This is a genomic window from Pseudomonas sp. ICMP 3272, from assembly GCF_001466905.1.
GTDB classification, from domain to species: Bacteria; Pseudomonadota; Gammaproteobacteria; order Pseudomonadales; family Pseudomonadaceae; genus Aquipseudomonas; species Aquipseudomonas amygdali.
Window position 1 is genome coordinate 20,793 of the sequence record NZ_LKEK01000061.1, and the last position, 26,046, is coordinate 46,838.

Genomic DNA, 26,046 nt, shown 5'->3' on the forward strand with positions numbered 1-26,046 from the left:
TCAGATATCCAGAAGGGTGCGAGCAATACCTTGCAGTTTACGGGTGAGCGGCCCGACCGGCCAGCTCAAGACAGTAAAGCCGCGAACCGGCCAGACGCCGTAGACGCTATTGCATAGAAACACTTCGTCCGCCGATTCAAGGTCGGACAGGTGCAAATCACGGATATCGACAACCAGACCCAGGTTTCGTGCCTGATCCAGCAACTCGGCACGCATCACTCCAGCAACCCCGCAGCGGCTCAGATCGGCAGTCAGCAGGCGTCCCTGACTGACCAGAAACAGATTGCTGTAAACACCCTCGATCAATCGCCCAGAGGTATCGCGCATCAAGCCTTCGGCATGCTCGCTATCGCTCCATTCCGAGCGAGCCAGTACCTGCTCCAGACGATTGAGGTGCTTGAGTCCAGCCAGAAGCGGCTGTTCCGCCAGACGCGTCTGGCAGGCAAACAGGCGCACGCCCTGCTCGGCATGTGCACCGGGGTAGGCCGGTGCAGGACTGCCTTGCAGGATTCGGCGAGGTTGGGTATCGGGGGCCGGCGCATAGCCGCGCTGGCTATCGCCACGGGTGAGTATCAGCTTCATGACCCCGTCGCCGAGCTCAGCGGCGAAGCGGGTCATTTCTGCGCGAACCAGTGCATGATCGACTGCAATCGACAGGCGCTGACACCCGCTTTCAACACGCTGCAGGTGGCGCTCCAGTAGCAATGGCTGCCCGGCCCTCACCGCGATGGTTTCAAACAACCCATCGCCGTAGGCCAGCCCGCGATCCTTGAGGGGCAAGGCGTCTGCGGGGCAGCCATCGACCCAGCTTGGCATTACTCGGCGAACCGACGGAATACCAGCGAGCCATTGGTGCCACCGAAACCGAAGGAGTTCGACAGAACAACATCGATCGGCATGCGGCGCGCTTCGTGAGGCACGAAGTCCAGATCGCAGCCTTCGCTTGGCTCATCCAGGTTGATGGTCGGCGGAGCCACCTGATCAACCATTGCCAGCACGCTGAAGATCGCCTCGACAGCACCGGCGGCGCCCAGCAGGTGGCCGGTCATCGACTTGGTCGAACTGACAGCCAGCTTGTAGGCGTGATCACCAAACACCGACTTGATCGCAGAGGCCTCGGCCAGATCGCCCGCAGGCGTCGACGTACCGTGTGCGTTGATGTACTGCACCTGATCGGCATTGACCTTCGCATCACGCAACGCATTGACGATGCAGCGTGCAGCACCGGCACCGTCATCAGGTGGCGAGGTCATGTGATAAGCATCGCCGCTCATGCCAAACCCGACCAGTTCAGCGTAGATGGTCGCGCCGCGTGCTTTGGCGTGTTCAAGCTCTTCAAGCACCATCGCACCGGCACCGTCAGACAGGACGAAACCATCACGGCCTTTGTCCCAGGGACGGCTGGCACGCGTCGGGTCGTCGTTGCGAGTCGACAGCGCACGTGCGGCACCGAAACCACCCAGCCCCAGGCCACAGGCAGCCATTTCAGCACCACCGGCAATCATCACGTCCGCTTCGTCATAGGCGATGTTACGCGCCGCCATGCCGATGCAGTGGGTTGCCGTGGTGCAAGCCGTCGCAATGGAATAGTTAGGCCCCTGTGCACCCAGATGGATAGACAGGAAACCGGAAATCATGTTGATGATCGAGCCCGGCACGAAAAACGGTGAAATCCGTCCTGGGCCTTGCTCGTGCAGCAGACGACTGCTGTTTTCGATGTTGGTCAGACCACCGATACCCGAACCCATAGCGACGCCGATGCGCTCACGGTTTGCATCAGTGACTTCGAGGCCTGCATTACGCACCGCCTGAAAGCTGGCCGCGAGGCCATACTGAATGAAGAGATCGAGCCGGCGCGCTTCTTTGGGCGCGAGGTATTCTTCGACGTTGAAACCCTTGACCGAACCGCCGAAACGGGTGGTGAAGGCTGACAAGTCCGTGTGCTCGATAAGGCCAATGCCACTGCGGCCCGCCAGAATGCCCTGCCAACTGCTGGGCACGTCATTGCCCAGTGGCGAAAGCATGCCCATCCCGGTGACCACGACGCGTCTACGCGACACAGGACTCTCCTTCTCTCTTGTTTACGGAACAATCATTTACGAACAATCACAGCGTTTTCTAAAGAAAAAACCGCACGCCGGTTAAAGCAGTGCGGTTTTCCCGTGACAGCAGTCAGCGATTACAAATCTTAAGCCTGGTGGCTAGTGACGTAGTCGATTGCTGCTTGAACGGTAGTGATCTTTTCCGCTTCTTCGTCAGGGATTTCGGTCTCGAATTCCTCTTCCAGAGCCATTACCAGCTCGACAGTGTCCAGGGAGTCAGCGCCCAGGTCTTCAACGAAAGAAGCAGTGTTGACAACCTCTTCTGATTTGACGCCAAGTTGCTCTGCAACGATTTTCTTGACGCGCTCTTCGATGGTGCTCATACCTAGTTTTAACTCCTAGTGGAAATGTTCAGGCATCTGGCCAGTGGGTAAGTGTATAGAAGAGGTTTTGCGAATTTCAAGCTTAACGCTCTCCCCTTATGCCCAACCGTACCTTTGCCCACGCATAGATTGCAGCTTTATAACGGATTTTAGACAGCTCGTATGACATTTTTTTGAAACAGGTGGTCACATTAGCTCATGTACATGCCGCCGTTAACAGGGATTGTGGCCCCGGTAACGTACCCTGCGCCTTCGGAGGCAAGAAAAGCGACTACATGCGCAATCTCTTCGGCCTGCCCCAGGCGGCCCAGGGGTATCTGGGTAATCAGTGACTCACGCTGAGCCTCAGGCAGCTCACGCGTCATATCGGTGTCGATGAAACCAGGCGCAACCGAGTTCACGGTTACTGCCCGCGAGCCCACTTCACGGGCCAGAGCCCTGCTGAAACCTTCCAGCCCGGCCTTCGCGGAAGCATAGTTTACTTGACCGGCGTTGCCCATGGCACCCACAACCGAACCAATGCTGATAATACGGCCCCAACGCGCTTTGGTCATGCCGCGCAAAACACCCTTGGAAAGGCGGAAAAGGCTATTCAGATTGGTGTTGACGACGTCATACCATTCGTCATCTTTCATGCGCATCATCAGATTATCACGGGTGATGCCGGCATTATTGACCAGAATCAACGGTGCACCGACGCGCTCCTGAATGGTCGACAGGACCGAATTCACAGACTCGGCATCGCAGACATCGAGCATCAGGCCAAAGCCTTCGATGCCGTTTTCCTTGAACGTCGCACTGATGCGCTCGGCGCCGGACTCAGAGGTCGCGGTGCCCACAACGACAGCACCATTGCGACCCAATTCCAGGGCGATGGCTTGACCAATACCGCGACTCGCACCGGTTACCAGTGCAACTTTACCTTGAAGGCTCATACAGGCTTCTCCTAATCAGGCCAGTGCCGCGCGCGCGGCGGCAAAGGCGTCCGGGGTATCAAGGTTGTAAGTAATCACGCCTTCGGCGCAACGCTTGTTCAGACCGGCCAGGACTTTACCCGGCCCACACTCCACAAGCTGGGTCGCACCACGGCTCGCCAGGCATTGAATGGATTCAACCCAGCGAACCGGCTTGTACAGCTGTTCCAGCAAGTCACGCTTGAGCGTCACCAGGTCACTGACTGCGCTGGCACTGACGTTCTGTACCAATGCGATTTCAGGCGCCTGCCATTCAATGGCTTCAACAGCCTCGGCGAAACGCTCGGCGGCCGGACGCATCAGTTCGCAGTGCGACGGCACGCTGACCGGCAACGGCAATGCGCGCTTGGCACCCCGCGCCTTGCACAGCTCCATGGCGCGCTTGACGGCCTCGGCGGAACCGGCGATCACCACCTGGCCCGGCGAGTTGAAATTAACCGCACTGACAACTTCGCCCTGTGCTGCTTCGGCACAGGCAGCGATAACGTCGGCATCATCAAGACCCAGAATGGCGGCCATGCCGCCTTGACCGGCCGGCACCGCTTCCTGCATCAACTGACCGCGACGCTCAACGAGCTTCACCGCATCAGCCAGACTCAGGCTTTGCGCAGCTACCAGCGCACTGTATTCACCCAGACTGTGACCTGCGACGAACGCGGGAACGGCGCCGCCCTCGGCCAGCCACACATGCCACAAGGCTACGGAAGCGGTCAGAATGGCAGGCTGGGTCTTGTCGGTCTGATTGAGCAGCTCGGCAGGACCGTTCTGGGTCAACGCCCACAGGTCATAGCCAAGGGCTTCGGAAGCCTGCTCGAAAGTGTCGAGAATCAACGGATGTTGCGCGCCTTGCTCGGCGAGCATGCCGAGAGATTGCGATCCTTGACCCGGAAAGACGAATGCGAGGGATGCAGACATTTGACAAGCCTCTGAATTGTTGTCGCCAAAATGGGCGTCCGGACAGGCCGAACGCGGGTATTCAAATTTACATGACTGATCGGTTGGATGACTGACCAGTCTGATGCGTCACATTTTCAGGCTCGGCCGTTCTCAAGCAGCAATTCAAGCCGCCCCTTCAGGCGCTGCGGCAGGTTTTCACGGGATTCAACGATCGCTCGCTGAATCGCACTCTGGAACCCTGAAACACTGGCCGAACCGTGGCTTTTAACCACAACCCCCTGCAACCCGAGCAGGCTCGCGCCATTATGACGGGCAGGTGCCAGATCAGTCTGCAGTCGCCTGAGCAACGGCAACGCCAGCGCTCCGACCGCCCTGCTCAGCAGGTTGCGGTTGAACAGCGTATCGATTCTGGCGGCAATCATGGTCGCCAGCCCCTCGCTCGACTTGAGCAATACATTGCCGACAAAGCCATCACACACCACGACGTCAGCCTCACCCCGGTACAAGCCATCGCCTTCGATGTAGCCAATGTAGTTGAGCCCCTGAGCTGCCTGCAAAAGACCGGCGGCAAGCTTGACCTGCTGATTGCCCTTGATGTCTTCCGTGCCCACGTTAAGCAAGGCAACCCTGGGTTTTGTGACGCCCAGGGTCTCGGCAAGAACAGAGCCCATTACCGCAAACTGATAAAGCGCCTCGGCGCTGCAATCGACGTTCGCACCCAGGTCGAGCAACTGGCAATGGCCAGACCGGGTGGGAATGGCTGCGATCATCGCGGGACGGTCGATACCGGGCAAGGTCTTGAGCACAAACCGCGAAAGCGCCATCAACGCACCGGTATTACCAGCGCTGACACATGCCTGGGCCTGCCCGCTCGCAACAAGCTCAAGCGCAACGCGCATGGACGAGTCAGGCTTGCCACGCAGGGCCTGGGACGGGCGCTCGTCCATTGCAATGGCTTCATTGGCGTTTACGACACGCAGGCGCGAGCGATCCACAGCACCATGACGGGCAATGAGTTCTTCAATCAGGGAGGCTTGGCCGACGAGGACCAGATGAAGCGAGGGCGTAGCTGTCAGGCACGCGAGGCTTGCCTGAACAATGTTGCGGGGACCGAAGTCCCCGCCCATTGCGTCGATCGCGATGATCGGAGCGGACAAGAAATTACTCGTCAGCGCCCTTGTCGATCACTTTACGACCACGGTATACGCCTTCTGGCGATACGTGGTGACGCAGGTGAATTTCACCAGTGGTCTTTTCTACCGACAGAGTGCTTGCCTCAAGAGCGTCGTGCGAACGACGCATGTCACGGGCAGAGCGGGATTTTTTGTTCTGCTGAACAGCCATAATTGATTAACTCCTAAACGTTTGGGTCACGCTTTAACTGCGCCAATACACTGAACGGGTTGGACCGCGTTACCTCGTCCACGCTCGGTTCGGGCTCATCGAGACCCGCCGGTTGCTGGCATTCTTCAGGATGATGAGCAGGCACAATGGGCAAGGCGAGCAATAGCTCCTCCTCGATCAATGCCAGCAGATCCAAAGGATCTTCGCCCAGTTCCAGCACGTCATAACCTTTCGGTAACGACTGGGTATTCGCACCCTCCTTCACCACGGCGTAACTGCATTCGCTGTGGATCGGCAGGGTCACCAGCTCAAGACAACGCTGGCAAACCATCTTGACCGGGACGTCTATCGAACTGTGTATAACCACAGAACGGCGTTCGTCACGCTCAAAAACGAATTTCGCCTGCACCGTACCGACAGTATCGGCAAGCGGGTCGCAGAGTCTCTTCAAATCGCCCAGCAGCACTTCACCCTGAAGGGTAGTGCCGCGATCAGACAATTTGCGCGGGTCAACGTGAGATGGAATCGGGTCATTCAACATAGGCGCAGCATTCTAGGGATGCCCCCTTGGCATGTCAAAGGAAATTCAGGCCTGTTCGTCACTCCGGCCACTCTTTAGAATCGACGCTCAGCCTACGGAGATCCGCATGCCATCCCTGCTCCTTGCCTCCAGCTCTTCATACCGGCGCGAACTGCTCACTCGTCTGCGCCTGCCATTCACCTGCAAGTCCCCGGACATTGATGAAAGTCACCGACCGGACGAGACCGCACACGACCTCGTTCGGCGCCTTGCCTTAGAGAAAGCCGAGGCGCTGGCGGGCGAATATCCGGCCCACCTGATCATTGGCTCCGACCAGGTCGCCGTCCTGAACGGACAGATACTCGGCAAGCCCCACACCTTCGAGCGTGCACTTGAGCAACTGACGGCTGCCAGTGGCACCAGCGTGACCTTTCTGACCGGACTGGCCCTGCTTAATAGCTCGACAGGCAAGTACCAGGTCGATTGCGTACCCTTTACCGTGCACATGCGCGAACTCGATCAAGCCAGCATCGAACGCTATCTGCATGCAGAGCAACCTTATGACTGCGCCGGCAGCTTCAAGGCTGAAGGGTTGGGGGTCAGCCTGTTTCGCAGCACCGAAGGCAGCGACGCGACCAGCCTGATCGGCCTGCCACTGATACGCCTTGTGGACATGCTAATAAAGGAAGGGATCAGCGTACCCTGACGCTCAGACAAAGAACCCGGCCATTGGCCGGGTTCTTTGTTTCTACATCAAGCCGTCAGCGCAGGCTTGGACCGTTGAAGCCGACCAGCATGGCAATGCGCTCAGCGATACTGGTGCCCAGCTTTTTCGAAAAGCGATCAAAAGGCGACTCTTCGACGGTGTATTCAACGATATCCTTTTCCTTGATCACATCCCGCGCGACATAACTAGCGCTGCCCAGACCGTCCACCAGACCGAGCGCAACGGCCTGCTCACCGGTCCAGATCAGCCCCGAAAACAGCTCGGGATGATCCTTGTCCTTCAGACGATCGCCACGACCCTGCTTGACGCTGGCAATGAACTGACGATGCGTTGTGTCCAGCACACCTTGCCAGAACTGCGTCTCATCGGCCTTCTGCGGCTGGAACGGGTCAAGAAATGCCTTGTGCTCGCCCGACGTGTAGGTACGACGATCAACGCCGAGCTTGTCCATGGCACCGACAAACCCGAACCCGGCCGCCGTCACACCGATCGAACCCACCAGACTGGCCTTGTCGGCGTAGATCTGGTCGGCAGCGCTGGCGATGTAATAAGCACCCGAAGCACCCAGGTCGGTAATGACCGCATAAACCTTGATGTCCGGCTTTGCAGCACGCAGACGACGGATTTCGTCATAGACATAGCCCGACTGCACAGGACTGCCGCCCGGGCTGTTGATACGCAGAATCACGCCCTTGGTTTTCTCATCCTCGAACGCCTTCTGCAGCGCCGTGACGATATTCTCGGCACTGGCCGACTCCTTGTCGGCAATCACCCCCTGCACATCAATCAGCGCAGTGTGGCTGGAGCGGCGCGATGTACCACCTTCGAAATCCAGCATCGGAACAACCACTGCAACGAACAGAAACGCGAACGTCAGCAGCTTGAAGAAGATCCCCCAGCGACGCGCACGACGCTGCTCCTGAACGCTGGCCAGCAGCGTCTTTTCAAGAAGTTTCCAGCTTTTTGCTTCTTCCTTGCCATTGACGCCCTCGTCCGCACTTTGCGAGACGGGTGCCTTCCATTCGTCAGACATGTTCCAATCACTCCAACCCTAAAACTAGACGCCGCGCCCATTCAACCAGGTGCGCAGCTCGGAAAAATGCTCAATAGCCAATCGTGGCTGAAACTGGCGCAACGACTCCAGCGACTGAGCGCCATAACCCACCGCAACCGAATCCATACCTGCGTTGCGGGCCATCAGCAGATCGAATGACGCATCGCCAATCATCAACGAACGCTGCGGCGCAACATCACAATGCGCCATGATCTCGTTCAACATCAGCGGGTCCGGCTTGCTGGCGGTTTCGTCGGCAGCCCGGGTGGCATCGAAGTAATCGCCCCAGCCATTGGCTTGTAGCACCCGATCCAGCCCACGGCGCGCCTTGCCGGTAGCGACCGCCAGACGATAGCCGTCCTCGCGAAACGCCTGCATCGACTCCAAAACGCCCTCGAACAGCGGCGAAGGCACGTTATCCATTGCCATATAGCTGTCAGCATAGCGCTGCCGAAAGTCGATCACCTGATTGTCACTGATCTGCGGATAAAGGGTTCGAATCGCCTCGGGCAGACCCAGACCGATAATGCCCTTGATCGCCGGATCGTCACGAACCTCAAGATCAGTCTCGATAGCCGCGGTACGCATGGCCAGAACAATTCGCCCCACAGAGTCGGCCAGCGTGCCGTCCCAGTCAAAAATCAACAGATCGTAATCACGGCGCACTCAAACGCTCCACTGTCTTGGCCCACATTTCATCCACAGGCGCCTGCACATTCAGTTTGCTGCCATCGGGCATCGGCACCGTCAGCATGTAGGCGTGCAGAAACAGACGCTTGCCGCCCAGATCGCGAATTTCGCGACTGAAATTCTCGTCACCGTATTTGGTATCACCTGCAATGGCGTGCCCCGCATGCAGCGTGTGCACGCGGATCTGGTGCGTGCGCCCGGTCACCGGCTTGGCTTCGACCATGGTGGCAAAGTCACCGAAACGACGCAGCACCTTGAAAATCGTCAGGGCCTCCTTACCCTCTTCATTGACCTCGACCATGCGCTCGCCGGAACGCAGATTGCTTTTCATCAGTGGCGCACGCACCTGCTTTTGAGCCGTTGCCCAGTTACCGCGGACCAGCGCCATGTAGCGCTTGTCGACACCGTCACCGCGCAAGGCTTCGTGCAGGTGGCGCAGCATGCTGCGTTTCTTGGCAATCATCAGCAGGCCCGATGTATCGCGGTCCAGGCGGTGCACAAGTTCAAGCTCCTTGGCATCCGGACGCAACTGACGGAATGCTTCGATTACCCCGAAGCTCAGGCCGCTGCCGCCATGCACAGCGATACCCGCAGGCTTGTTGAGCACGATCAGCGCCTTGTCTTCGTAGACAATCGCAGCCTCGAGGCGCTGCAGCAGAGCCTGCGCAACCGGCACCGGCTCGTCGCGCTCAGGCACGCGTACAGGAGGAATGCGCACGATATCGCCTGCCTGCAACTTATACTCCGGCTTGATCCGCCCCTTGTTCACACGCACTTCGCCTTTGCGCAAAATGCGGTAAATCAAGGTTTTGGGCACACCCTTGAGATAAGTGATCAGAAAATTATCGATGCGTTGACCGGCAAGTTCCGGGGCAACCTCAACCAGCTGGACGCCGGGGGTTGGAGGGGCAATATTCGTCATGTCGCAAATGATAACAATTTTTTATGGATTTGAAGCACTTAATGATTGCTGCTATAGTCGCGAACGCCGCCAAAAGCGGCCGGACAGCGGACCAACGGTTGACAACCGGCCCTGACCAACGCAATTCACAAGGACGGGAGGCCGTCCTACGCAGTGTTCGGTGACAACGGAGCACGCTGAAAACGTAACGAGCGCAGGTGACATGAGGCCGGAAACACGCCTGACAGCAGAGCAGACAGCTCGCGGCCAGTGCGGACAGTTCATGGCCAGTTCACAAAGTGCAGTCGCTTTCAGACGCTACGAGCGAATGCTTCGGGAACAACGCCTCAAGCCATGATGCGCGACCTTCCCTATCGAAGATCGCGGTAAATGCCAACCCGCTGCGGATTCTGCGCGCGGCAGCACCCGAATTATCAGGGATACGTGTAGGGTGGAGACGCACAACCATCGGACTGTGTAGCACAAGGCTTGTTCTAGACGCTTCATCTCGTCCGCTACCGATGGTCGATTCCTCCTCCTGACAAAGCTTTTGCTGAAAAGGGTGTCTTATGCCACCACAGCAAGCAGGAAACGTCGTCGCGACCCTCCGCCCCCTCTGGGCGAGGACCTCGCTAGACACTGGAGTGTCCAACCACTCCTGACGTGCCCTGACACCGACCGTGAGAAGTCGTGTGTGCCGAACGCCGTTTCCGGCAGCCCGGAAACCGACGGTACTACATGAAAAGAATGCTGATTAACGCAACTCAACCCGAAGAGTTGCGTGTTGCACTGGTAGACGGCCAGCGCCTCTACGACCTGGACATCGAGTCAGGTGCACGCGAGCAGAAGAAGGCCAACATCTATAAAGGCCGAATCACTCGCATCGAACCCAGCCTTGAGGCTGCCTTTGTCGATTTCGGCTCTGAGCGCCACGGCTTTCTGCCCCTCAAGGAAATCTCCCGCGAGTACTTCAAGAAAGCCCCTGAAGGCCGCGTCAACATCAAGGACGTCCTGAGCGAAGGCCAGGAAGTCATCGTTCAGGTCGAGAAAGAAGAGCGTGGCAACAAGGGCGCAGCCCTGACCACCTTCATCAGCCTTGCAGGCCGTTATCTGGTCCTGATGCCGAACAACCCTCGCGCCGGTGGCATCTCGCGCCGTATCGAAGGCGAAGAGCGCAACGAACTGCGTGAAGCCCTCAACGGCCTGATCGCTCCAGCCGACATGGGTCTGATCGTTCGTACTGCCGGCCTGGGCCGCAGCAGCGAAGAAATGCAGTGGGACCTCGATTACCTGCTGCAACTGTGGACCGCCATCAAGGAAGCGTCCCTGGACCGTTCGGCCCCTTTCCTGATCTATCAGGAAAGCAACGTCATCATCCGCGCCATCCGTGACTACCTGCGTCAGGACATCGGTGAAGTCCTGATTGACAGCGTCGAAGCCCAGGAAGAAGCCCTGACGTTCATCCGTCAGGTGATGCCGCAGTACGCCAGCAAGATCAAACTGTACGAAGACAGCGTTCCACTGTTCAACCGCTTCCAGATCGAAAGCCAGATCGAAACCGCGTTCCAGCGCGTGGTCGAACTGCCTTCCGGTGGCTCCATCGTCATCGATCCGACCGAAGCCCTGGTGTCCATCGACATCAACTCGGCACGTGCTACCAAAGGCAGCGACATCGAAGAAACCGCCCTGCAGACCAACCTTGAAGCGGCTGAGGAAATCGCCCGTCAATTGCGTCTGCGTGACATCGGCGGCCTGATCGTCATCGACTTCATCGACATGACACCGGCCAAGAACCAGCGCGCCGTGGAAGAAAAAGTCCGCGAAAGCCTGGAAGCCGACCGCGCCCGCGTGCAGATCGGTCGCATTTCGCGCTTCGGTCTGCTGGAAATGTCCCGTCAGCGCCTGCGTCCATCGCTGGGCGAAAGCAGCGGCATTGTCTGCCCTCGCTGCAACGGCACCGGCATCATCCGTGATGTTGAATCGCTTTCGCTGGCCATCCTGCGCCTGATCGAAGAAGAAGCCCTGAAAGACCGCACTGCCGAAGTGCGCGCTCAGGTGCCGATTCCGGTCGCGGCTTTCCTGCTCAACGAAAAACGCAATTCGATCACCAAGATCGAGCTGCGCACCCGTGCGCGCATCATCATCCTGCCGAACGACCAGCTGGAAACCCCGCACTTCGAAGTTCAGCGTCTGCGTGATGACAGCCCGGAAGCACACAACAGCCAGACCAGCTACGAAATCGCCGCGGCTGCAGCCGAAGTGGAAGAAATCGCCCCGCTGGCTGCCGCAACCCGCACTCTTGTTCGCCAGGAAGCAGCCGTCAAGACTGCACCTGCTCGTGCCAATGCGCCGGTTCCGGTAGAAGCCGTTACGCCTGCTCCGACGCCTGCACCGGTCGCTCATGAGCCAAGCCTGTTCAAGGGCCTGGTGAAATCCCTGGTCAGCCTGTTTGCGACCAAGGAAGAGCCTGCCGCTCCGGTAGTGGTTGAAAAACCTGCTGCCGAACAGCGTCCGGCCCGTAACGAGGAGCGCCGCAACGGTCGCCAACAGAGCCGTGGCCGCAACAACCGTCGTGACGAAGAGCGCAAGCCTCGTGAAGAACGCGCACCCCGCGAAGAACGTGCCGAACGCGCGCCGCGCGAAGAGCGCGCCCCACGTGAGGAACGTGCGCCTCGTGAAGAACGCGCACCTCGTGAAGAGCGTACGGTTCGCGAACCGCGTGAAGCCCGCGAGGATTCAACACCACGTGAAGAGCGTCCAGCCCGTACTTCCCGCGAGCGCAAGCCACGTGAAGCACGCGAAGATCGTCCGGTCCGCGAACTGCGCGAGCCTCTGGATGCAGCCCCTGCCGTAAACCTTGCTCGTGAAGAGCGTCCTGAACGCGCACCACGCGAAGAACGCCAGCCGCGCGCACCTCGCGAAGAACGTCAACCACGCGCCGAACAGGCCGCGGCTGCCGTGAGCGAAGAGGAAGTGCTGCTCAACGAAGAGCAGATCAATGACGAGAACCAGGAAGGCAACGACGGTAGCGAAGGCGACCGCCCTCGCCGCCGCTCCCGCGGTCAGCGTCGTCGCAGCAACCGTCGTGAGCGTCAACGTGATGCCAATGGCAACGTGATCGAAGGCTCTGAAGAAAACGGTTCCGAAGAAAACGGCTCGGCAGAAAATGCTGAACAAGGCAGCAGCGCCACCGACCTGTCGGCTGGTCTGGGATTCACCGCAGCAGCTGCGACTGGCGGCGTGATCAGCGCCACAGCAGAAGCCGATGCACACCAGCAGGCCGAGCGAGCCAACAGCACTGTAGACGCTCCAGCCGTAGAGCCTGCACAGCAAGCGCCTGTTGCCGAAGCCAATACTGCCAAGGCACCGGAAGCTGACGCACCGGCAATTGAAGCATCCACTCCAGAAACTCCGGCAGCAGCAGAACCGGTCGTTGAAGCGCCTGCCGTTGAAGCGCCGGTTGCGGATAATGCGCCAGTCGCCAAACCGGCTCCGGAAGTAGAGGTTCAACCTGCTGCGGTCGAAGCACCTGCCATTGCCGCGCAGACCGAACTGTTCGAAGCGCCGCATGCCGAGCGCGTCGTACCGTTCACACCAACGCCAGAGCCAGCGCCACAAGCGCCGGTCGAAGCAGCGGCTCATGAAGAAGTGCCAGCCACTGAATCGTCCGAACTGCCAACGCCTGCTACTCCTGCGGCCGAGCCTGTCGTCGTGAAGGAGGAGCCTGCTCCTTACGTCGCGCCCAAGGCCGTCGAAGAAGCAGCGCCTGCACCTGCAGAGCAACAACCTGTGATCGTGGAAACACCGGCAGCACCGGTCAGCAGCACCGGCCGTGCACCGAACGATCCTCGTGAAGTTCGTCGTCGCAAGCGTGAAGAAGAAGCACGCCGTCAGCAGGAAGCCGCTGCTGCCAGCACTCCAGTCATCGCCGAAGCAGCACCTGTTGCCGCTGAAGCAGAATCGGTCCAGCCTTCTCAGGCTATCGAGGAAAAGACTGAAGAAGCGGCGACTGAGCAACCAGCAGTCAAACCGCAACATGAAGCCGAGAAAGAAAACGAGCCTAAACCACTCGTTTAACTNCCCGCCTGTGCAGACAGGCGGGGCTTTTTCATGTCCGCTGATTGAGGACTGCACTGCGTTCATCTTCAATACACAGCGCTTGATCTAATCCCTTCGCGAGCAAGCGAAGCGTCGCCCGGCTCGCTCCCACAAGAGACCATCCCCAGGCTGTCAGTAGAGGTTCGGCTCCATCTCCAGCTCAACGCCAAAACGCTCGACGATGTCACTCTGGATGCGGCGCGCCAGGCTCAATAGCTGCAAGCCACTGGCCTGCCCGTAATTGACCAGTACCAGTGACTGGAGCTTATGCACGCCAGCGTCGCCGTCACGATAGCCCTTCCAGCCAGCCTGTTCGATCAACCACCCCGCTGCCAGCTTCACCCGGCCATCGACCTGCGGATAGCCGACGACACCTGGGTGCTGCTGTTTGATCGTTGTGTACAGTTCGGCAGGGATAATCGGGTTTTTGAAGAAACTGCCGGCATTGCCCAGCACCGCGGGGTCAGGCAGCTTTTCACTGCGAATGGCGCAGATCGCACGGCTGACATCGAACGGCGTCGGCCGATCAATACCCAGCTCGTCGAGACGCTGACGAACCGGGCCATATTCGAGGTGCAGGCGAGCTACGCGGCTGAGCTTGAAACGCACACGCAGGATCAACCAGCGCGCGACCTGATGCTTGAACACGCTGTCGCGGTAGCCGAACGCACAGTCCTCCAGAGAAAACTCGCGCAATTCGCCCGTTTCACGATCCAGCGCAGTCAGGCTATGGAAGACATCCTTGATCTCGACGCCATAGGCACCGATGTTCTGCATGGGTGCCGCACCAACGGTGCCTGGAATCAGACTGAGGTTTTCCAGCCCCGCCAGCCCCAGCTCCAGACAGGACTGCACGAACGGATGCCAAGGCTCGCCAGCCTCTGCCTCGACAATCGACTCGAGACAGTCCTCATGTACGATGCGAATGCCGCGGCTGGCCATGCGCAGCACCAATGACTGCACATCACCGCTAAGCAGCAGGTTACTGCCACCACCGATGACCAGCAGCGGTACATCGTGCTCGGCCGAATACGCCAGGGCTTCGCGAACATCGTCATCGCTGTGCGCTTCGGCAAACAACCGGGCCTGAACATCCACGCCAAAGGTGTTGAAAGGTTTGAGGGAAATCGCGGATTGCACCTGAAAGGTCATGCCCCTGCCTTCCCGAGCCACTGGATAAACCGCATCAACCCTCCAGCAAGCGCCTTACGCGCTCAAGGTCTTCAGGTGTATCGACACCACCGGGTGGTGCTTCAAGCGCGTCGGCAACGTGAATTCGCACGCCATTCCACAACGCACGCAGCTGCTCCAGGCTTTCGGTGTTTTCCAGCCAGCACGGCCCCCAACTGACGAAGTCATGAAGAAAGCCCGCACGATAGGCGTAGATACCGATATGACGACGATAAGGCACGCCAGCAGGCAACTCGTCCCTGTTTGCGGCCAATGCATCGCGCGCCCACGGCAAGGGCGCCCGGCTGAACGTCAGCGCCAGGCCGTTGATGTCTGTTGCGACCTTGACGATGTTGGGGTTGAACAACGCCGCTACGTCGTCGATAGGCTCGGCCAGCGTAGACATGCCGGCTTCGGGGTGAGCCGCCAGATTGGACGCCACCTGATCGATCACCGCAGGCGGGATCATCGGCTCGTCGCCTTGCACATTGACCACAATCGCATCAGCAGCCAGCCCCAATTGCGCCGCCACCTCGGCCAGACGATCGGTGCCGGAATTGTGATCCTCGCGGGTCAGCAGCACTTCGGCACCAAAAGCCTGACAGGCCTCAACAATGCGCGCATCGTCGGTAGCAATTACCACACGCTCGGCGCTGCTTTTGCACGCCTGCTCCCAGACAAGCTGGACCATGGGCTTGCCGGCAATGGTTTTCAGTGGCTTGCCGGGAAAGCGGCTGGAGCCATAACGCGCAGGAATGACCACGGTGAACGCTGCTGTCATTTTTCCAGCCGCTCATCGGTACTCAAGGTGCGCGCTTCGCTTTCGAGCATCACCGGGATGCCGTCGCGAACCGGGTAGGCAAGGCCTGCCCCTTTGCTGATCAGCTCGGTCTTGTCGGCGCTGAGCTTCAATGGTCCCTTGCAGACAGGGCAAGCGAGGATATCGAGTAGTTTGGTGTCCATAGGAGATCCTGAAGCAATCATGGAGAGAGACGTAGCAGTTGCTCATCGAACCAGTCGACAAAAGCATTGGACGGTACTGCATCCACTGCCAGATACCACCAGTCATCGGCTGCAAAGGCACGACATTTCACCGCATCCTTCTCGGTCATGACCAAGGGTAATGAAGGCGTGAATGTCAGCGCCTGGGCACTGTAGACCGCATGGTCGGCGAACGCGTGAGCCACCGGCCGCCAGTGTAATCCTTCGAGGGTATTGAAGAAACGTTGAGGATTGCCGATTCCGGCGACCGCATGCAGCGCCTGCCCGGCCGGGAAATAATCCACCGGCTGGCGTTCGCCACTGCGAAGATTGATAAGGGCTGACGGTTTGAGCATAAATGCGTAGCCATCATCACGATCAGCCATCGCGCCGTTGTAAAGCAAAGCGTCGACACTGCCTAGGCGCTCAACCGGCTCGCGCAATGGCCCGGCAGGCAGACAACGAAGGTTGCCCAGCCCGCGGGCGGCATCGATCAGCACCAGCTCCAGATCGCGGGCCAGACGATAATGTTGCAGGCCATCGTCGGAAAGAATCAGATCCAGAGGCTCGGCAGCGAGCAGGGCCTGCACGGCGCGACTGCGATCCGGATCGATCATCAGCGGCACGCCACTGCGTTTGACGATGAGCAAAGGCTCATCGCCCGCCTCGCTGGCACTTTGGTCGGCCTTGACGCGCCACGGCAGGCTGGGAGGCTTGGCACCATAACCGCGACTGACCACACCGACACGCAGGCCACGACGACGGCAGTGCTCGATCATCCATAGAATCAGTGGCGTCTTGCCAGTGCCGCCGATGGTAATATTACCCACCACAATAACCGGCACCGGAGCGCGGTAGATGCTGCCCTCACCCGCCAGAAAGCGCGCGCGTTTGCCATCGACGACACGCCGATAAAGGCATTCGAGCGGACGCAAAAGCGCCAGCGCAGGGTGGCCCTTGTACCAGGCATCAAGCAAACGGTCGGTAAATGCCATCAGTTAGCCGGCGTGGCCTCGACAGTGGTCATGCGCAAATGGCTGAAACCCAGTTTACCCGCCGCATCCATGGCCGTAATCACCGATTGGTGCGGGGTCTTGCCGTCGGCACTGATCGACAACGGCAGGCTGGTATCGCCCGCCGACTCGCGTTGCAGCGCTTCGATCAGGGTTGCCAGATCGTTCTTGGGCAACAGTTGGTTGTTCAGCGAGAAGATCCCGTCGGCGTTGATGGCGATGTCCAGATGCTTAGCGCTGGCGTCCACCTCCGGCGTACCGGTGACCGCCTGTGGCAGATCCACCCGCAGCTGGGTTTCACGGGTGAACGTGGTCGTCACGATGAAAAACAGCAGCAGGATGAACACCACATCAATCAGAGAGACCAGATTGATGTCGATGTTTTCCCGGGGTCTGCGACGGCGAAATTTCACTTCTTCTTGCCCCCGCCCGCTCTGGCCAGCGACTTGAGATCGATTTTGGCGTCGATCAGATCGACATCGCGGTCGCCCTGCACCACTTCAACCAGACGAATGGCCTGCTGCTCCATGCCGACCACCAGCTCATCGACGCGACTTTGCAGAAAGCGATGAAAGAAGATTGCCGGAATAGCCACGATAAGGCCCGACGCGGTACAGATCAGCGCCTTGGAGATACCACCGGCGAGCACACCGGCATTGGCCGTGGCCCCCGAACTGTTGAACGAGCCGAAAATATCGATCATGCCCAGCACCGTACCCAGCAAGCCAAGCAGCGGTGCCATGGCCGCAATCGAACCCAGCGCGCTCAGGTAGCGCTCCAGTTCATGGATAACCCGGGCGGCGGCTTCTTCGATGCATTCCTTCATGATCTCGCGACCGTGCCTGGAATTGGCCAGACCTGCGGCGAGAATTTCACCCAGAGGCGAGTCGGCGCGCAGTTGCTTGAGCTTTTCGCCGTCGAGCTTCTTTTCCTGAATCCACTGCCAGACCTGTCCGAGCAGATGCGGCGGCGTGATACGGCTGGCACGCAGCGTCCACAGACGCTCGATGATAATGCCGGCAGCGGCGATGGAGCTCAAAATAATCGGCAGCATCATCCAGCCGCCAGATTTGACCAGTTCCCACACAGTGATCACTCCCTCGAAAAATTGGCGCCACTCTATCATAGGGTCGCCAAGTGCCGAACGCCGAGATCGATATCCCTTCACTCAGTCACGCCAGAAACGCCGTTGCGCGCGCTCTGCCTGCGGCGTGCCGAACGTACCCAGACGCAGACTGACAGCGCCCAGCTCAGCGCTGTCATAACTGGCCATACCCAGCCATCGATAACGCGCCATGACCAACGGATGCGGGTGGCCGAAGGCGTTGTTACGGCCACGGGAGATCAGCACGCCAACCGCTCCGACGGCCTGAAGAAATACTTTGGATGACGAGGTCCGGCTGCCGTGATGCGGGGACTGCAACCAATGGGCACGAAGGTCGAAACCGCTGGCGATTGCCGCACGTTCCGCGTCGACGTCGATATCACCCGTCAGCAGCAGACGCTCGCCCCCGGCGTCGACACTCAACATGCAGGATGCGGGATTGCCATCAGGCCCCTGCTCCCAGCGCCAGGTGGAGAACACCACCCCATCCCACTCCCAGCGCGCATCGCTCTCACACAAGCGCGCGTCGAGTTGCGGCGCGAGCCTGGCCAGCTCACCGCCCAGTACACGGTCAACCGGAAATGCCTGATGAACCGCCGCTGCGCCCCCGGCATGATCGGAGTCGGCGTGACTGATCAACATCAGGTCCAGATGACGCACACCGGCCTTGCGCATGGCGGGCACGACCACGCGCTGACCGATATCGAACTCGCCGAAACGTGGACCTGCGTCGTACAAGAGCGTGTGATTTCGAGTGCGCAGGAGAATGGCCAGGCCCTGCCCCACGTCCAACTGCAATACTTCTACCTGGCCTGCAGGCACTGAGTCGAGCGGCGGAAAAACGCACAACAACAGCAATGGCCAACCCAGCGGACGCATCGGCACGCCTTTGGGCAGTAATAAAATGAAGGCCCCGAGCAGACTAAGCAGCCACGCCCAGCCCGGCATTGCACTGGGCAACCAGGCGGGCAAGACCGCGGCAACCCAGCCGAGAAACATAAACAGCCACTCCAGCGCTCCTCCGGCCAGCCAGAGCAAGCCTTCGCCCACAACAGGGACCGGCAGCAGCAGTGTTCCAAGCAACGCAGGCGGCAGGACGATCAAGCTGACCCAAGGCACAGCCAGCAAATTGGCAAACGGCCCGCTGAGGCTGATCGGCAGGTTCAGCGCCAGCAGAACAGGCAGCAAGCCAATTGCGATCAGCCACTGCGCACGCGTCCAGCTTTGCCACCAATTCCAGGCACCGAGACGTCCACTGAAAATCAGCACCAGAATGCCAACCGCCGCGAAAGACAGCCAGAACCCCGGCTGCAGTGTCACCAGCGGCTCGAAAATCAGCACCGCGTTGAATGACAGTAACAACGGCCAGACAACGCCCAGGTGCCGAAAGCGCAAACGCCACAGCAGCACCATCGCGACCATCACACAGGCACGCCGTACCGGCACCTCGAAACCGGCCAGCAGCCCGTAACCCAGCGCAGCGATGAACGCCAGCGCACAGGCACAAGGCAGCCAGGGTAAAGCCCGTGGCCACAGCCCCCAGCGTGCAAGGCCTGCGACCAGCGCGTAAATCACCCCGGCCAGCAAACCGATATGCTGGCCGGAAATCACCAGCAGATGCACCGTGCCGGTGTCCTGCAGCACCTGCCAATCGGTGCTCGACAACCCGGAGCCATCGCCCAGCACCAGCGCCGCCAAGCCGCCCTCTCTGCCCTGCGCATCGACCGCCAGCAAGCGCTGACGAATAAGGTCGCGCCACGCCCCGTGCGCAGGTGTCAGCAGTTGACCATCCACCACCGTACCGGTGGCACCGATGCGCTGCGCCAACAGCCAGGCTTCGTAATCAAAAGCATCAGGATTGACCAGCCCGGCCGGCCGCTTGAGTTTGACCGCCATGCGCCAGCGCTCACCGCTGTTGACCTGCGGACCGCCGTACCACGCCACCCGGATGCGTGCAGGCAATATGGCCCTGCGCGACCTTGCCCCTTCCAGTTCGAAACGCACCACGCCCTCGGCGACACTGGGCAAACCGACTACCTTGCCTTGCAGCCAAAGCGTCTGACCGTCCAGACGATGAACCAGACGGTCATTCAACGCCCACTGCGCAGAAACACACGCCCAAGTAAAACCGAGCAGGAACAGCGCCAGTGGATAGGTACGAAGCGGTAGCAGCATCAACGCCAGTATCGGCATCAGCAGCAACAGCCAGGTCGGCGGCAAAGCAGGCAGAAAGCGTAAGGCCACAAGCCCCGACGCGAGCGCGATCATCCCTGTGCGCATGGTGATTCCTTGAAGCGGAAAGCTTCAAGGATCAGCGCAATATCGAAATGTCGGAAGTGATGGTGTGTTGCAAAACCTGAACAGCCGTTCTCGGCAGACAGGCGACCCGCCAGGCTGGCGGGTCGCAAAGCATGTGTTACTGACGCATACCGCGCCCGCTCACCAGCAACCGTGCGCAGCCGAAGTACAGCACAAACGTTGCCACGATCATGAACGCCAGGGCGATGCTGATCTTGATGTCGGAGACGCCCAGAATGCCGTAGCGGAAGGCGTTGACCATGTGCAGGACCGGGTTGGCCAGCGACACGGTCTGCCAGAACGGCGGCAACAGGTTGATCGAATAGAACACGCCGCCCAGGTAAGTCAGCGGGGTCAGGACGAAGGTCGGGATGATCGAGATATCGTCGAAGTTGCGCGCGAACACTGCGTTGATGAAGCCCAGCAGCGAGAAGATGGTGGCGGTCAACACCACCACCAGAATGGTCACGCCCAAGTGGTGCACTTGCAGGTCGGTGAAAAACATCGACAGCATGGTGACGATGAAACCGACCATCAGACCACGCAACACACCGCCCAGGGTGTAACCGACCAGAATGGTGTGCGGGGAAACCGGCGAGACCATCAGTTCTTCGATGGAGTGCTGAAACTTGGCACCAAAGAAGCTGGATACCACGTTGCCGTAGGAGTTGGTGATCACCGACATCATGATCAGCCCCGGCACGATGTACTGCATGTAGGTAAAGCCGCCCATGTCGCCAATCTGGCGGCCGATCAGGTTACCGAAGATCACGAAGTACAGAACCATGGTGATCGCAGGCGGCAGCAGGGTCTGCGGCCAGATCCGCATGAAGCGATGGACCTCGCGGTAAACGATGGTCTTCAGGGCAATCAGGTTGGGGCGCAACTCGCCGCTCTGCACAGTCATAGCGCCACCTTCGCAAGGTTTTTTTCCACCAGGGACACAAACAACTCCTCAAGGCGATTGGATTTATTGCGCAGGCTCAAGACTTCGATGTTCTGGAAAGCGAGCTGGCTAAACAGCGCGGTGATGCCGACATTCTTGTCGACCTGAACTTCCAGGGTGTGGCTGTCGAGCAAACGGCAAGGGAAACCGGGCAGCTGCGGCGCGGTCTGCCAGGACGCCTTCAGATCCAGCACGAAGGTTTCGACAGTCAGGGTGCTGAGCAATTGCTTCATGCCGGTGTTCTGCACGATCACCCCGTGGTCGATAATGCCGATGTTGCGGCACAGCTGCTCGGCCTCTTCCAGGTAGTGCGTGGTGAGGATGATGGTGATGCCTTTTTGATTCAGTTCGGTCAGGAACGTCCACATCGAACGGCGCAACTCGATGTCCACACCAGCAGTGGGCTCATCGAGGATCAACAGGCGCGGCTCGTGAATCAGCGCACGGGCGATCATCAGACGCCGCTTCATGCCGCCGGACAGCGAACGAGAAGGCACATCGCGCTTTTCCCAAAGCCCCAGCTGCGTCAGGTACTGCTCGGCGCGCTCCTTGGCGATTTTCGCCGGGATGCCGTAGTAGCCCGCCTGAGTGACGACGATGTCCAGGGTCTTCTCGAACTGGTTGAAGTTGAACTCCTGCGGCACGACACCGATGCAACGCTTGAGCGCGGCGGGCTCGCGATCCAGGTCGTGGCCAAAGATGTTCACCGTACCGCTGGTCTTGTTAACCAGCGTCGAAATGATACCGATGGTGGTGGATTTGCCAGCGCCGTTGGGGCCCAGCAAGGCGAAGAAATCACCCTCGGCGACGTCCAGATCAATGCCACTCAAGGCCTGGAAACCGTTGCCGTAGGTTTTGGTTAGCTGCCGAATGGACAGAGCGGAAGACATATCGGAAAGAGTACTCATCAGGAAAAAGGAATGAAGCAGACCGGGAACACACGCCTGTCATGACGACCCAGGCATGCAATGGTGCTTGGCTGGGTCATTCAAGTACAGACACATCTGTTAATAGTAAATATCAAGAGCCGGACATGAGCCCGGTCAACTATTTTAAAGGCTCAGACTGCATGCTCAGGTCAGCGGACTCATGACGGCCTTGCGATACGCCGGACGCGTCTTGAGGCGTTCATACCAGGCTTGGAGGTGGGGCAGCGGCGGACGTTCAATCGGCATTTCGAACCAGCCGTAGGCGAAGCACCCCAGGGGAATGTCGCCCATGCCGAAAGCCTCGCCGGACAGGTAAGGCTGGCGAGACAGTGCCTCATCGGCGACCAGCAGCAGGCTGTGCAGGGTCTTGATGCCTTGCTCGATGGCCGGCCAGTCCTGTTTCTCGGGCGGCGTGCGTACCACGCCCCAGAACACCGGGCTGAACGGGGCCGCGATGGTCGAGGAGGTCCAGTCCATCCACTTGTCGGCGTTGGCGCGGGCCTGAAGGTCAGCGGGGTACAGGTCCGAGTCCGGGGCATGGCGGGCGGCCAGGTAGCGTACGATCGCGTTCGACTCCCAAAGCACGAAGTCGCCGTCTTCAATCATGGGAATCCGGCCATTGGGGTTTTTCGCGCGGTAAGCCGCTTCATTGACCAGCCCGAATGCCCCACCGGCGTCCTGCGTCTCATAGGGCACGCCCACTTCTTCGGCAATCCAGAGTGCCTTGCGCACATTGCTGGAATTCTTCCGTCCCCAGATCTTGAGCATTGCGTTCCCCTCGCAGTCGCTGATAAATAAAGGCTCACAGTCTACCCCGAAGCGGCGGCAACTTCCTCGTCAACCAGGGGTCACTATCGATGTCGCCTCACCACTGCCCGGCGACCAGTTCTTGATCGCTGCCACGGCGGCGGTCATCACGGAGGAATACCTATGCTGTTGTTGTGGATTGTAGTGCTGGTCGTCGGCATTGCCTGGCTGGCCCATCGGCGTACCGCCCCGCTCCCGGCGCTTGGCGTGGTAGCCGTCTACCTGCTGGCCATGGGCATTTTCAGCCACGCGCCAGGATGGCTGCTGACTGTTTTCTGGGTGCTTTGGCTGGCAGTGTTCGTACCTGTTGTGCTGCCCGACCTGCGCCGTAAGCACTTCACTGCGCCCATGTTCAGCTGGTTTCAGAAAGTCCTGCCGCCCATGTCGGAAACCGAGCGCGATGCGATTGACGCCGGTACCGTCTGGTGGGATGGCGAGCTGTTCAGCGGTCGCCCGGACTGGGACAAGCTGCTGGCCTACCCAAAAGTCCAGCTCACCGAAGAAGAACAGGCCTTTATCGACGGCCCGACCGAAGAACTCTGCGCGATGGTCAGCGACTGGGAAATCGGCCAGGCAATGGACCTGCCGCCCGAAGCCTGGGCGCACATGAAAGAACACGGTTTCTTTGCCCTGATCATTCCGAAAGAATTCGGTGGCAAGGGCTTCTCGGCCTACGCCCACTCTCAGGTGGCCATGAAGCTGGCCACCCGCAGCGGCGACCTGGCCTCCACCGTGATGGTGCCTAACTCCCTCGGCCCTGCTGAATTGCTGCTGCATTACGGCACCGACGAACAGCGCAACCATTACCTGCCACGTCTGGCACGTGGCGAAGATATCCCCTGCTTCGCGCTGACGGGTCCATTGGCAGGTTCCGATGCGGGCGCGATGCCCGACACCGGAATCATCTGCAAAGGCCAGTGGCAAGGCGAAGAAGTCATCGGCCTGCGCCTGACCTGGGAAAAGCGCTACATCACCCTTGGCCCGGTCGCCACCCTGCTTGGCCTGGCCTTCAAGGCTTACGACCCTGAGCATCTGCTAGGCGAAGAAGAAGATCTGGGCATAAGCCTGGCATTGATTCCAACCGACACGCCAGGCGTTGAAATCGGCCGTCGCCACTTGCCGCTGGGCGCGGCGTTCATGAACGGCCCGAATTCGGGCAAGGACGTCTTTGTCCCACTGAGCTACCTGATCGGTGGCCAGCCAATGCTTGGCAAAGGCTGGATGATGCTGATGAACTGCCTGTCGGTAGGCCGTTCGATTTCGCTGCCCGCGGTCGGCACCGGCGCTGCCAAGTACACCAGCCTGGTCACAGGCCAGTACGCCAAGGTGCGCGAGCAATTCAATGTACCGCTGTCGGCGTTCGAAGGTATTCAGGAAGCACTGGCGCGTATCGGCGGCAACGCCTGGCTGATGGACAGCGCGCGCATGCTGACCGCCAATGCGGTCGATCTGGGCGAAAAGCCCTCGGTGCTCTCCGCGATCCTCAAATACCACCTGACCGAGCGTGGCCGCGAATGTATCGGTCACGCCATGGATGTGCATGGTGGCAAGGGCATCATCATGGGCCCGAACAACTACCTGGGCCGCAACTGGCAAGGCGCGCCGATCTTCATCACCGTCGAAGGGGCGAATATCCTTTCACGTAACCTGATGATCTTTGGCCAGGGTGCCATTCGCTGCCATCCATTCGTACTCAAGGAAATGGCCTTGGCCGGGCGCGAAGACAAGCAGCAGGCGCTGCTCGAGTTTGACGCGCTTCTGCTCAAGCATATCGGCTTTGCGGTGAGCAACGCTGCCAGCACACTGATTCTTAATCTGGGCTTTGGCCATTTCGAAAGAGCACCGGGCAACAGCCTGAGCCAAGGCTACTTCCGCGCGTTGAACCGTCAGGCAGCAGCGTTCGCGATGTTGGCGGACTTGAGCATGATGCTGCTGGGCGGCGAGTTGAAACGCCGTGAGCGCCTGTCGGCGCGTCTCGGTGATGTGCTCAGTCATATGTATCTGGCTTCGGCGGCACTCAAGCGCTACCACGATCTTGGCTCGCCGGATCACATGAGCCCGCTGTTTCGCTGGGCCATGGAAGAAAGTCTGGGCCATTCAGAACGTGCCATGGACGAAATTCTCGGCAACTTCCCTAACCGTGTGCTGGGTGGGCTGTTGCGTGCAGTGGTGTTCCCGTTCGGTCGTCGTCACAAGGGCCCTTCGGACAAGCTGGACGCCGAAGTTGCACAGGTACTGGGCCGCGCCAAGGGCGATCCGACACTGGAGGAGTTGCTGGCAGGCTGCTATCGCCCGCAATCGGCAGAAGATCCGGTCGGCGCGCTGCAACACGCCATCGACTTGCTGAGCGCCGCCTATCCGCTGCACAAGAAGCTGCAAGTGGCGCTCAAGAGTGGTCAGATCAAACCGGCCGCAGGCGAGCACGCCATCGACGCTGCGTTGCGCATCGGTGCCTTGCAGGCAGAAGAGGCACAGACACTGCGTACAGCCGAAGCCGCCCGTCGCAAGGTGATCGACGTGGATGATTTCGACAAGGAAGAACTGACCCAGGCAGCGGGCAAGATTCGCTGATAGTCAGGTCACACCACACAGCAGGCGCGTAGAGCTTTATACTCTCGCGCCTGTTTTTGCATTTGAGGATTACCCGATGGCCGACGCCACTCTCGATCACCAACTTGGCCTGCTGGCACACCTGCGCAGCATTCTGGTCGCGCTGGGCGAGGCCGAGCAGGTTCCGGAAGAAAGCCACGCGCTGTTCATGGAGCGCTTCGACGAACTGGTCGAGCAACTGCCGCAGGACCCGATAGAAAGCCAGTACCTGGGCCAGGACATCCTGTGTCAGGTCATCCAGCGCTACCCGCAAATCGCCCACCTGGTGCCTCGCGACCTGCTGTGGTTTTTTGCCGGTGACTGCCTGCATTTCATGCCGGATGATGAAATCGAGCTGTATCAGGCGCTGGAAGAGCGCCGTTACGAAGCCGAGCAGAACGATGAACCATTTGACTGGAACCAGGAAAAGCAACTGCTGGCCATGTCGACACAGGGCAGCAAACACTGATCACCCAGTGCTCTCAAGCCTGGCCCGGAGGCTATTCCGGGCAGGTTGCCTGTTACTCACGCCAATACGTATCAGCAGGCAACACATCGACAAATACGATCATTCCGTT

Annotated in this window: 25 protein-coding genes; 4 read left to right on the forward strand and 21 right to left on the reverse strand. The window is 59.5% G+C overall.

Annotated elements, in window-relative coordinates; genetic code table 11:
* From pabC to AO068_RS16960, 8 genes are all read right to left on the reverse strand, one after another.
* Window positions 1–816, reverse strand: a complete 816-nt coding sequence (gene pabC, locus AO068_RS16925) for an aminodeoxychorismate lyase (RefSeq protein ID WP_058401679.1) — start codon at window positions 814–816, stop codon at window positions 1–3.
* Window positions 816–2,060 carry a beta-ketoacyl-ACP synthase II gene (fabF, locus tag AO068_RS16930; protein ID WP_002552693.1) on the reverse strand — a complete coding sequence of 415 codons (1,245 nt, stop codon included), beginning with the start codon at window positions 2,058–2,060 and terminating at the stop codon, window positions 816–818. The genes pabC and fabF overlap by 1 nt, the downstream gene beginning before the upstream one ends.
* Before the next feature lie 128 nt (window positions 2,061–2,188).
* Window positions 2,189–2,425 carry an acyl carrier protein gene (acpP, locus tag AO068_RS16935; RefSeq protein WP_002552692.1) on the reverse strand — a complete coding sequence of 79 codons (237 nt, stop codon included), beginning with the start codon at window positions 2,423–2,425 and terminating at the stop codon, window positions 2,189–2,191.
* Window positions 2,426–2,616: 191 nt separating this feature from the next.
* Window positions 2,617–3,360: a 3-oxoacyl-ACP reductase FabG gene (gene fabG, locus AO068_RS16940; protein ID WP_003318510.1), complete on the reverse strand. Its 744-nt coding sequence runs from the start codon at window positions 3,358–3,360 to the stop codon at window positions 2,617–2,619.
* Between the two features lie 15 nt (window positions 3,361–3,375).
* Window positions 3,376–4,314, reverse strand: a complete 939-nt coding sequence (gene fabD / locus AO068_RS16945; RefSeq protein WP_058401678.1) for an ACP S-malonyltransferase — start codon at window positions 4,312–4,314, stop codon at window positions 3,376–3,378.
* Between the two features lie 116 nt (window positions 4,315–4,430).
* Window positions 4,431–5,453: a phosphate acyltransferase PlsX gene (gene plsX, locus AO068_RS16950; protein WP_058408936.1), complete on the reverse strand. Its 1,023-nt coding sequence runs from the start codon at window positions 5,451–5,453 to the stop codon at window positions 4,431–4,433.
* A gap of 4 nt (window positions 5,454–5,457) precedes the next feature.
* Complete coding sequence (rpmF, locus tag AO068_RS16955; RefSeq protein ID WP_002552688.1) at window positions 5,458–5,640, reverse strand: 50S ribosomal protein L32; 183 nt, start codon at window positions 5,638–5,640, stop codon at window positions 5,458–5,460.
* 13 nt (window positions 5,641–5,653) lie between these two features.
* Window positions 5,654–6,181, reverse strand: coding sequence for a YceD family protein (locus AO068_RS16960; protein WP_002552687.1), 528 nt, complete (start codon window positions 6,179–6,181; stop codon window positions 5,654–5,656).
* A 106-nt stretch (window positions 6,182–6,287) separates the two neighbouring features.
* Here AO068_RS16960 and AO068_RS16965 point away from each other — a divergent pair, with 106 nt between their 5' ends.
* Window positions 6,288–6,866 carry a Maf family protein gene (locus AO068_RS16965; protein ID WP_058401676.1) on the forward strand — a complete coding sequence of 193 codons (579 nt, stop codon included), beginning with the start codon at window positions 6,288–6,290 and terminating at the stop codon, window positions 6,864–6,866.
* 55 nt (window positions 6,867–6,921) lie between these two features.
* Here AO068_RS16965 and sppA read toward each other — a convergent pair whose 3' ends face one another.
* From sppA to rluC, 3 genes are read right to left on the reverse strand one after another with little or no spacing between them, the layout of a single operon-like run.
* Complete coding sequence (sppA, locus tag AO068_RS16970) at window positions 6,922–7,920, reverse strand: signal peptide peptidase SppA (RefSeq protein WP_002552685.1); 999 nt, start codon at window positions 7,918–7,920, stop codon at window positions 6,922–6,924.
* A 24-nt stretch (window positions 7,921–7,944) separates the two neighbouring features.
* Window positions 7,945–8,607: an HAD-IA family hydrolase gene (locus AO068_RS16975; protein ID WP_057405089.1), complete on the reverse strand. Its 663-nt coding sequence runs from the start codon at window positions 8,605–8,607 to the stop codon at window positions 7,945–7,947.
* Complete coding sequence (gene rluC / locus AO068_RS16980; RefSeq protein WP_002552683.1) at window positions 8,597–9,553, reverse strand: 23S rRNA pseudouridine(955/2504/2580) synthase RluC; 957 nt, start codon at window positions 9,551–9,553, stop codon at window positions 8,597–8,599. The genes AO068_RS16975 and rluC overlap by 11 nt, the downstream gene beginning before the upstream one ends.
* 726 nt (window positions 9,554–10,279) lie before the next feature.
* Here rluC and rne point away from each other — a divergent pair.
* Complete coding sequence (gene rne, locus AO068_RS16985) at window positions 10,280–13,609, forward strand: ribonuclease E (RefSeq protein WP_058401674.1); 3,330 nt, start codon at window positions 10,280–10,282, stop codon at window positions 13,607–13,609.
* Window positions 13,610–13,762: 153 nt separating this feature from the next.
* Here the strand turns inward: rne and murB are convergent, their stop codons facing one another.
* The 10 genes from murB to AO068_RS17035 form a co-directional block, all read right to left on the reverse strand.
* Complete coding sequence (murB, locus tag AO068_RS16990) at window positions 13,763–14,782, reverse strand: UDP-N-acetylmuramate dehydrogenase (protein ID WP_058401673.1); 1,020 nt, start codon at window positions 14,780–14,782, stop codon at window positions 13,763–13,765.
* A 34-nt stretch (window positions 14,783–14,816) separates the two neighbouring features.
* Window positions 14,817–15,581, reverse strand: a complete 765-nt coding sequence (kdsB, locus tag AO068_RS16995) for a 3-deoxy-manno-octulosonate cytidylyltransferase (protein WP_004657844.1) — start codon at window positions 15,579–15,581, stop codon at window positions 14,817–14,819.
* A complete protein-coding gene (locus AO068_RS17000) occupies window positions 15,578–15,763 on the reverse strand; it encodes a Trm112 family protein (RefSeq protein WP_002552679.1) in 186 nt (61 codons plus the stop codon). The genes kdsB and AO068_RS17000 overlap by 4 nt, the downstream gene beginning before the upstream one ends.
* Before the next feature lie 17 nt (window positions 15,764–15,780).
* A complete protein-coding gene (gene lpxK / locus AO068_RS17005) occupies window positions 15,781–16,776 on the reverse strand; it encodes a tetraacyldisaccharide 4'-kinase (RefSeq protein WP_058408937.1) in 996 nt (331 codons plus the stop codon).
* On the reverse strand, window positions 16,776–17,207 hold the full coding sequence (locus tag AO068_RS17010) for an ExbD/TolR family protein (RefSeq protein ID WP_002552677.1): 432 nt from the start codon (window positions 17,205–17,207) through the stop codon (window positions 16,776–16,778). The genes lpxK and AO068_RS17010 overlap by 1 nt, the downstream gene beginning before the upstream one ends.
* Window positions 17,204–17,881, reverse strand: a complete 678-nt coding sequence (locus AO068_RS17015; RefSeq protein WP_002552676.1) for a MotA/TolQ/ExbB proton channel family protein — start codon at window positions 17,879–17,881, stop codon at window positions 17,204–17,206. Before AO068_RS17015 ends, AO068_RS17010 begins: the two co-directional genes overlap by 4 nt.
* A gap of 81 nt (window positions 17,882–17,962) precedes the next feature.
* Window positions 17,963–20,179, reverse strand: coding sequence for a DNA internalization-related competence protein ComEC/Rec2 (locus AO068_RS17020; RefSeq protein WP_058408938.1), 2,217 nt, complete (start codon window positions 20,177–20,179; stop codon window positions 17,963–17,965).
* 136 nt (window positions 20,180–20,315) lie between these two features.
* Window positions 20,316–21,104 (reverse strand): ABC transporter permease, encoded by a 789-nt coding sequence (locus AO068_RS17025; protein WP_058401669.1) that lies wholly within the window; start codon window positions 21,102–21,104, stop codon window positions 20,316–20,318.
* Window positions 21,101–22,033, reverse strand: a complete 933-nt coding sequence (locus AO068_RS17030) for an ABC transporter ATP-binding protein (protein WP_058408939.1) — start codon at window positions 22,031–22,033, stop codon at window positions 21,101–21,103. Before AO068_RS17030 ends, AO068_RS17025 begins: the two co-directional genes overlap by 4 nt.
* Window positions 22,034–22,216: 183 nt before the next feature.
* Window positions 22,217–22,840 (reverse strand): glutathione S-transferase, encoded by a 624-nt coding sequence (locus AO068_RS17035; RefSeq protein WP_004657835.1) that lies wholly within the window; start codon window positions 22,838–22,840, stop codon window positions 22,217–22,219.
* 162 nt (window positions 22,841–23,002) lie between these two features.
* On the opposite strand from AO068_RS17035, the gene AO068_RS17040 reads away from it, so the two are divergent.
* Both AO068_RS17040 and AO068_RS17045 read left to right on the forward strand, forming a co-directional pair.
* Entirely contained in the window at window positions 23,003–25,450 is a 2,448-nt protein-coding gene (locus tag AO068_RS17040) for an acyl-CoA dehydrogenase (RefSeq protein WP_058408940.1), read from the forward strand.
* Window positions 25,451–25,526: 76 nt separating this feature from the next.
* Window positions 25,527–25,937, forward strand: coding sequence for a PA2817 family protein (locus AO068_RS17045; protein ID WP_004657828.1), 411 nt, complete (start codon window positions 25,527–25,529; stop codon window positions 25,935–25,937).
* Window positions 25,938–26,046: the final 109 nt, after the last annotated feature.

What these genes read in the sequence shown, in the direction of transcription:
- pabC (WP_058401679.1), bottom strand. Translation starts at nt 816, where the DNA reads ATGCCAAGCTGGGTCGATGGCTGCCCCGCAGACGCCTTGCCCCTCAAG.
- acpP (WP_002552692.1), bottom strand. Translation starts at nt 2,425, where the DNA reads ATGAGCACCATCGAAGAGCGCGTCAAGAAAATCGTTGCAGAGCAACTT.
- fabG (WP_003318510.1), bottom strand. Translation starts at nt 3,360, where the DNA reads ATGAGCCTTCAAGGTAAAGTTGCACTGGTAACCGGTGCGAGTCGCGGT.
- fabD (WP_058401678.1), bottom strand. Translation starts at nt 4,314, where the DNA reads ATGTCTGCATCCCTCGCATTCGTCTTTCCGGGTCAAGGATCGCAATCT.
- rpmF (WP_002552688.1), bottom strand. Translation starts at nt 5,640, where the DNA reads ATGGCTGTTCAGCAGAACAAAAAATCCCGCTCTGCCCGTGACATGCGT.
- AO068_RS16960 (WP_002552687.1), bottom strand. Translation starts at nt 6,181, where the DNA reads ATGTTGAATGACCCGATTCCATCTCACGTTGACCCGCGCAAATTGTCT.
- AO068_RS16965 (WP_058401676.1), top strand. Translation starts at nt 6,288, where the DNA reads ATGCCATCCCTGCTCCTTGCCTCCAGCTCTTCATACCGGCGCGAACTG.
- sppA (WP_002552685.1), bottom strand. Translation starts at nt 7,920, where the DNA reads ATGTCTGACGAATGGAAGGCACCCGTCTCGCAAAGTGCGGACGAGGGC.
- rluC (WP_002552683.1), bottom strand. Translation starts at nt 9,553, where the DNA reads ATGACGAATATTGCCCCTCCAACCCCCGGCGTCCAGCTGGTTGAGGTT.
- rne (WP_058401674.1), top strand. Translation starts at nt 10,280, where the DNA reads ATGCTGATTAACGCAACTCAACCCGAAGAGTTGCGTGTTGCACTGGTA.
- murB (WP_058401673.1), bottom strand. Translation starts at nt 14,782, where the DNA reads ATGACCTTTCAGGTGCAATCCGCGATTTCCCTCAAACCTTTCAACACC.
- kdsB (WP_004657844.1), bottom strand. Translation starts at nt 15,581, where the DNA reads ATGACAGCAGCGTTCACCGTGGTCATTCCTGCGCGTTATGGCTCCAGC.
- AO068_RS17000 (WP_002552679.1), bottom strand. Translation starts at nt 15,763, where the DNA reads ATGGACACCAAACTACTCGATATCCTCGCTTGCCCTGTCTGCAAGGGA.
- lpxK (WP_058408937.1), bottom strand. Translation starts at nt 16,776, where the DNA reads ATGGCATTTACCGACCGTTTGCTTGATGCCTGGTACAAGGGCCACCCT.
- AO068_RS17020 (WP_058408938.1), bottom strand. Translation starts at nt 20,179, where the DNA reads ATGCGCACAGGGATGATCGCGCTCGCGTCGGGGCTTGTGGCCTTACGC.
- AO068_RS17025 (WP_058401669.1), bottom strand. Translation starts at nt 21,104, where the DNA reads ATGACTGTGCAGAGCGGCGAGTTGCGCCCCAACCTGATTGCCCTGAAG.
- AO068_RS17030 (WP_058408939.1), bottom strand. Translation starts at nt 22,033, where the DNA reads ATGTCTTCCGCTCTGTCCATTCGGCAGCTAACCAAAACCTACGGCAAC.
- AO068_RS17035 (WP_004657835.1), bottom strand. Translation starts at nt 22,840, where the DNA reads ATGCTCAAGATCTGGGGACGGAAGAATTCCAGCAATGTGCGCAAGGCA.
- AO068_RS17040 (WP_058408940.1), top strand. Translation starts at nt 23,003, where the DNA reads ATGCTGTTGTTGTGGATTGTAGTGCTGGTCGTCGGCATTGCCTGGCTG.
- AO068_RS17045 (WP_004657828.1), top strand. Translation starts at nt 25,527, where the DNA reads ATGGCCGACGCCACTCTCGATCACCAACTTGGCCTGCTGGCACACCTG.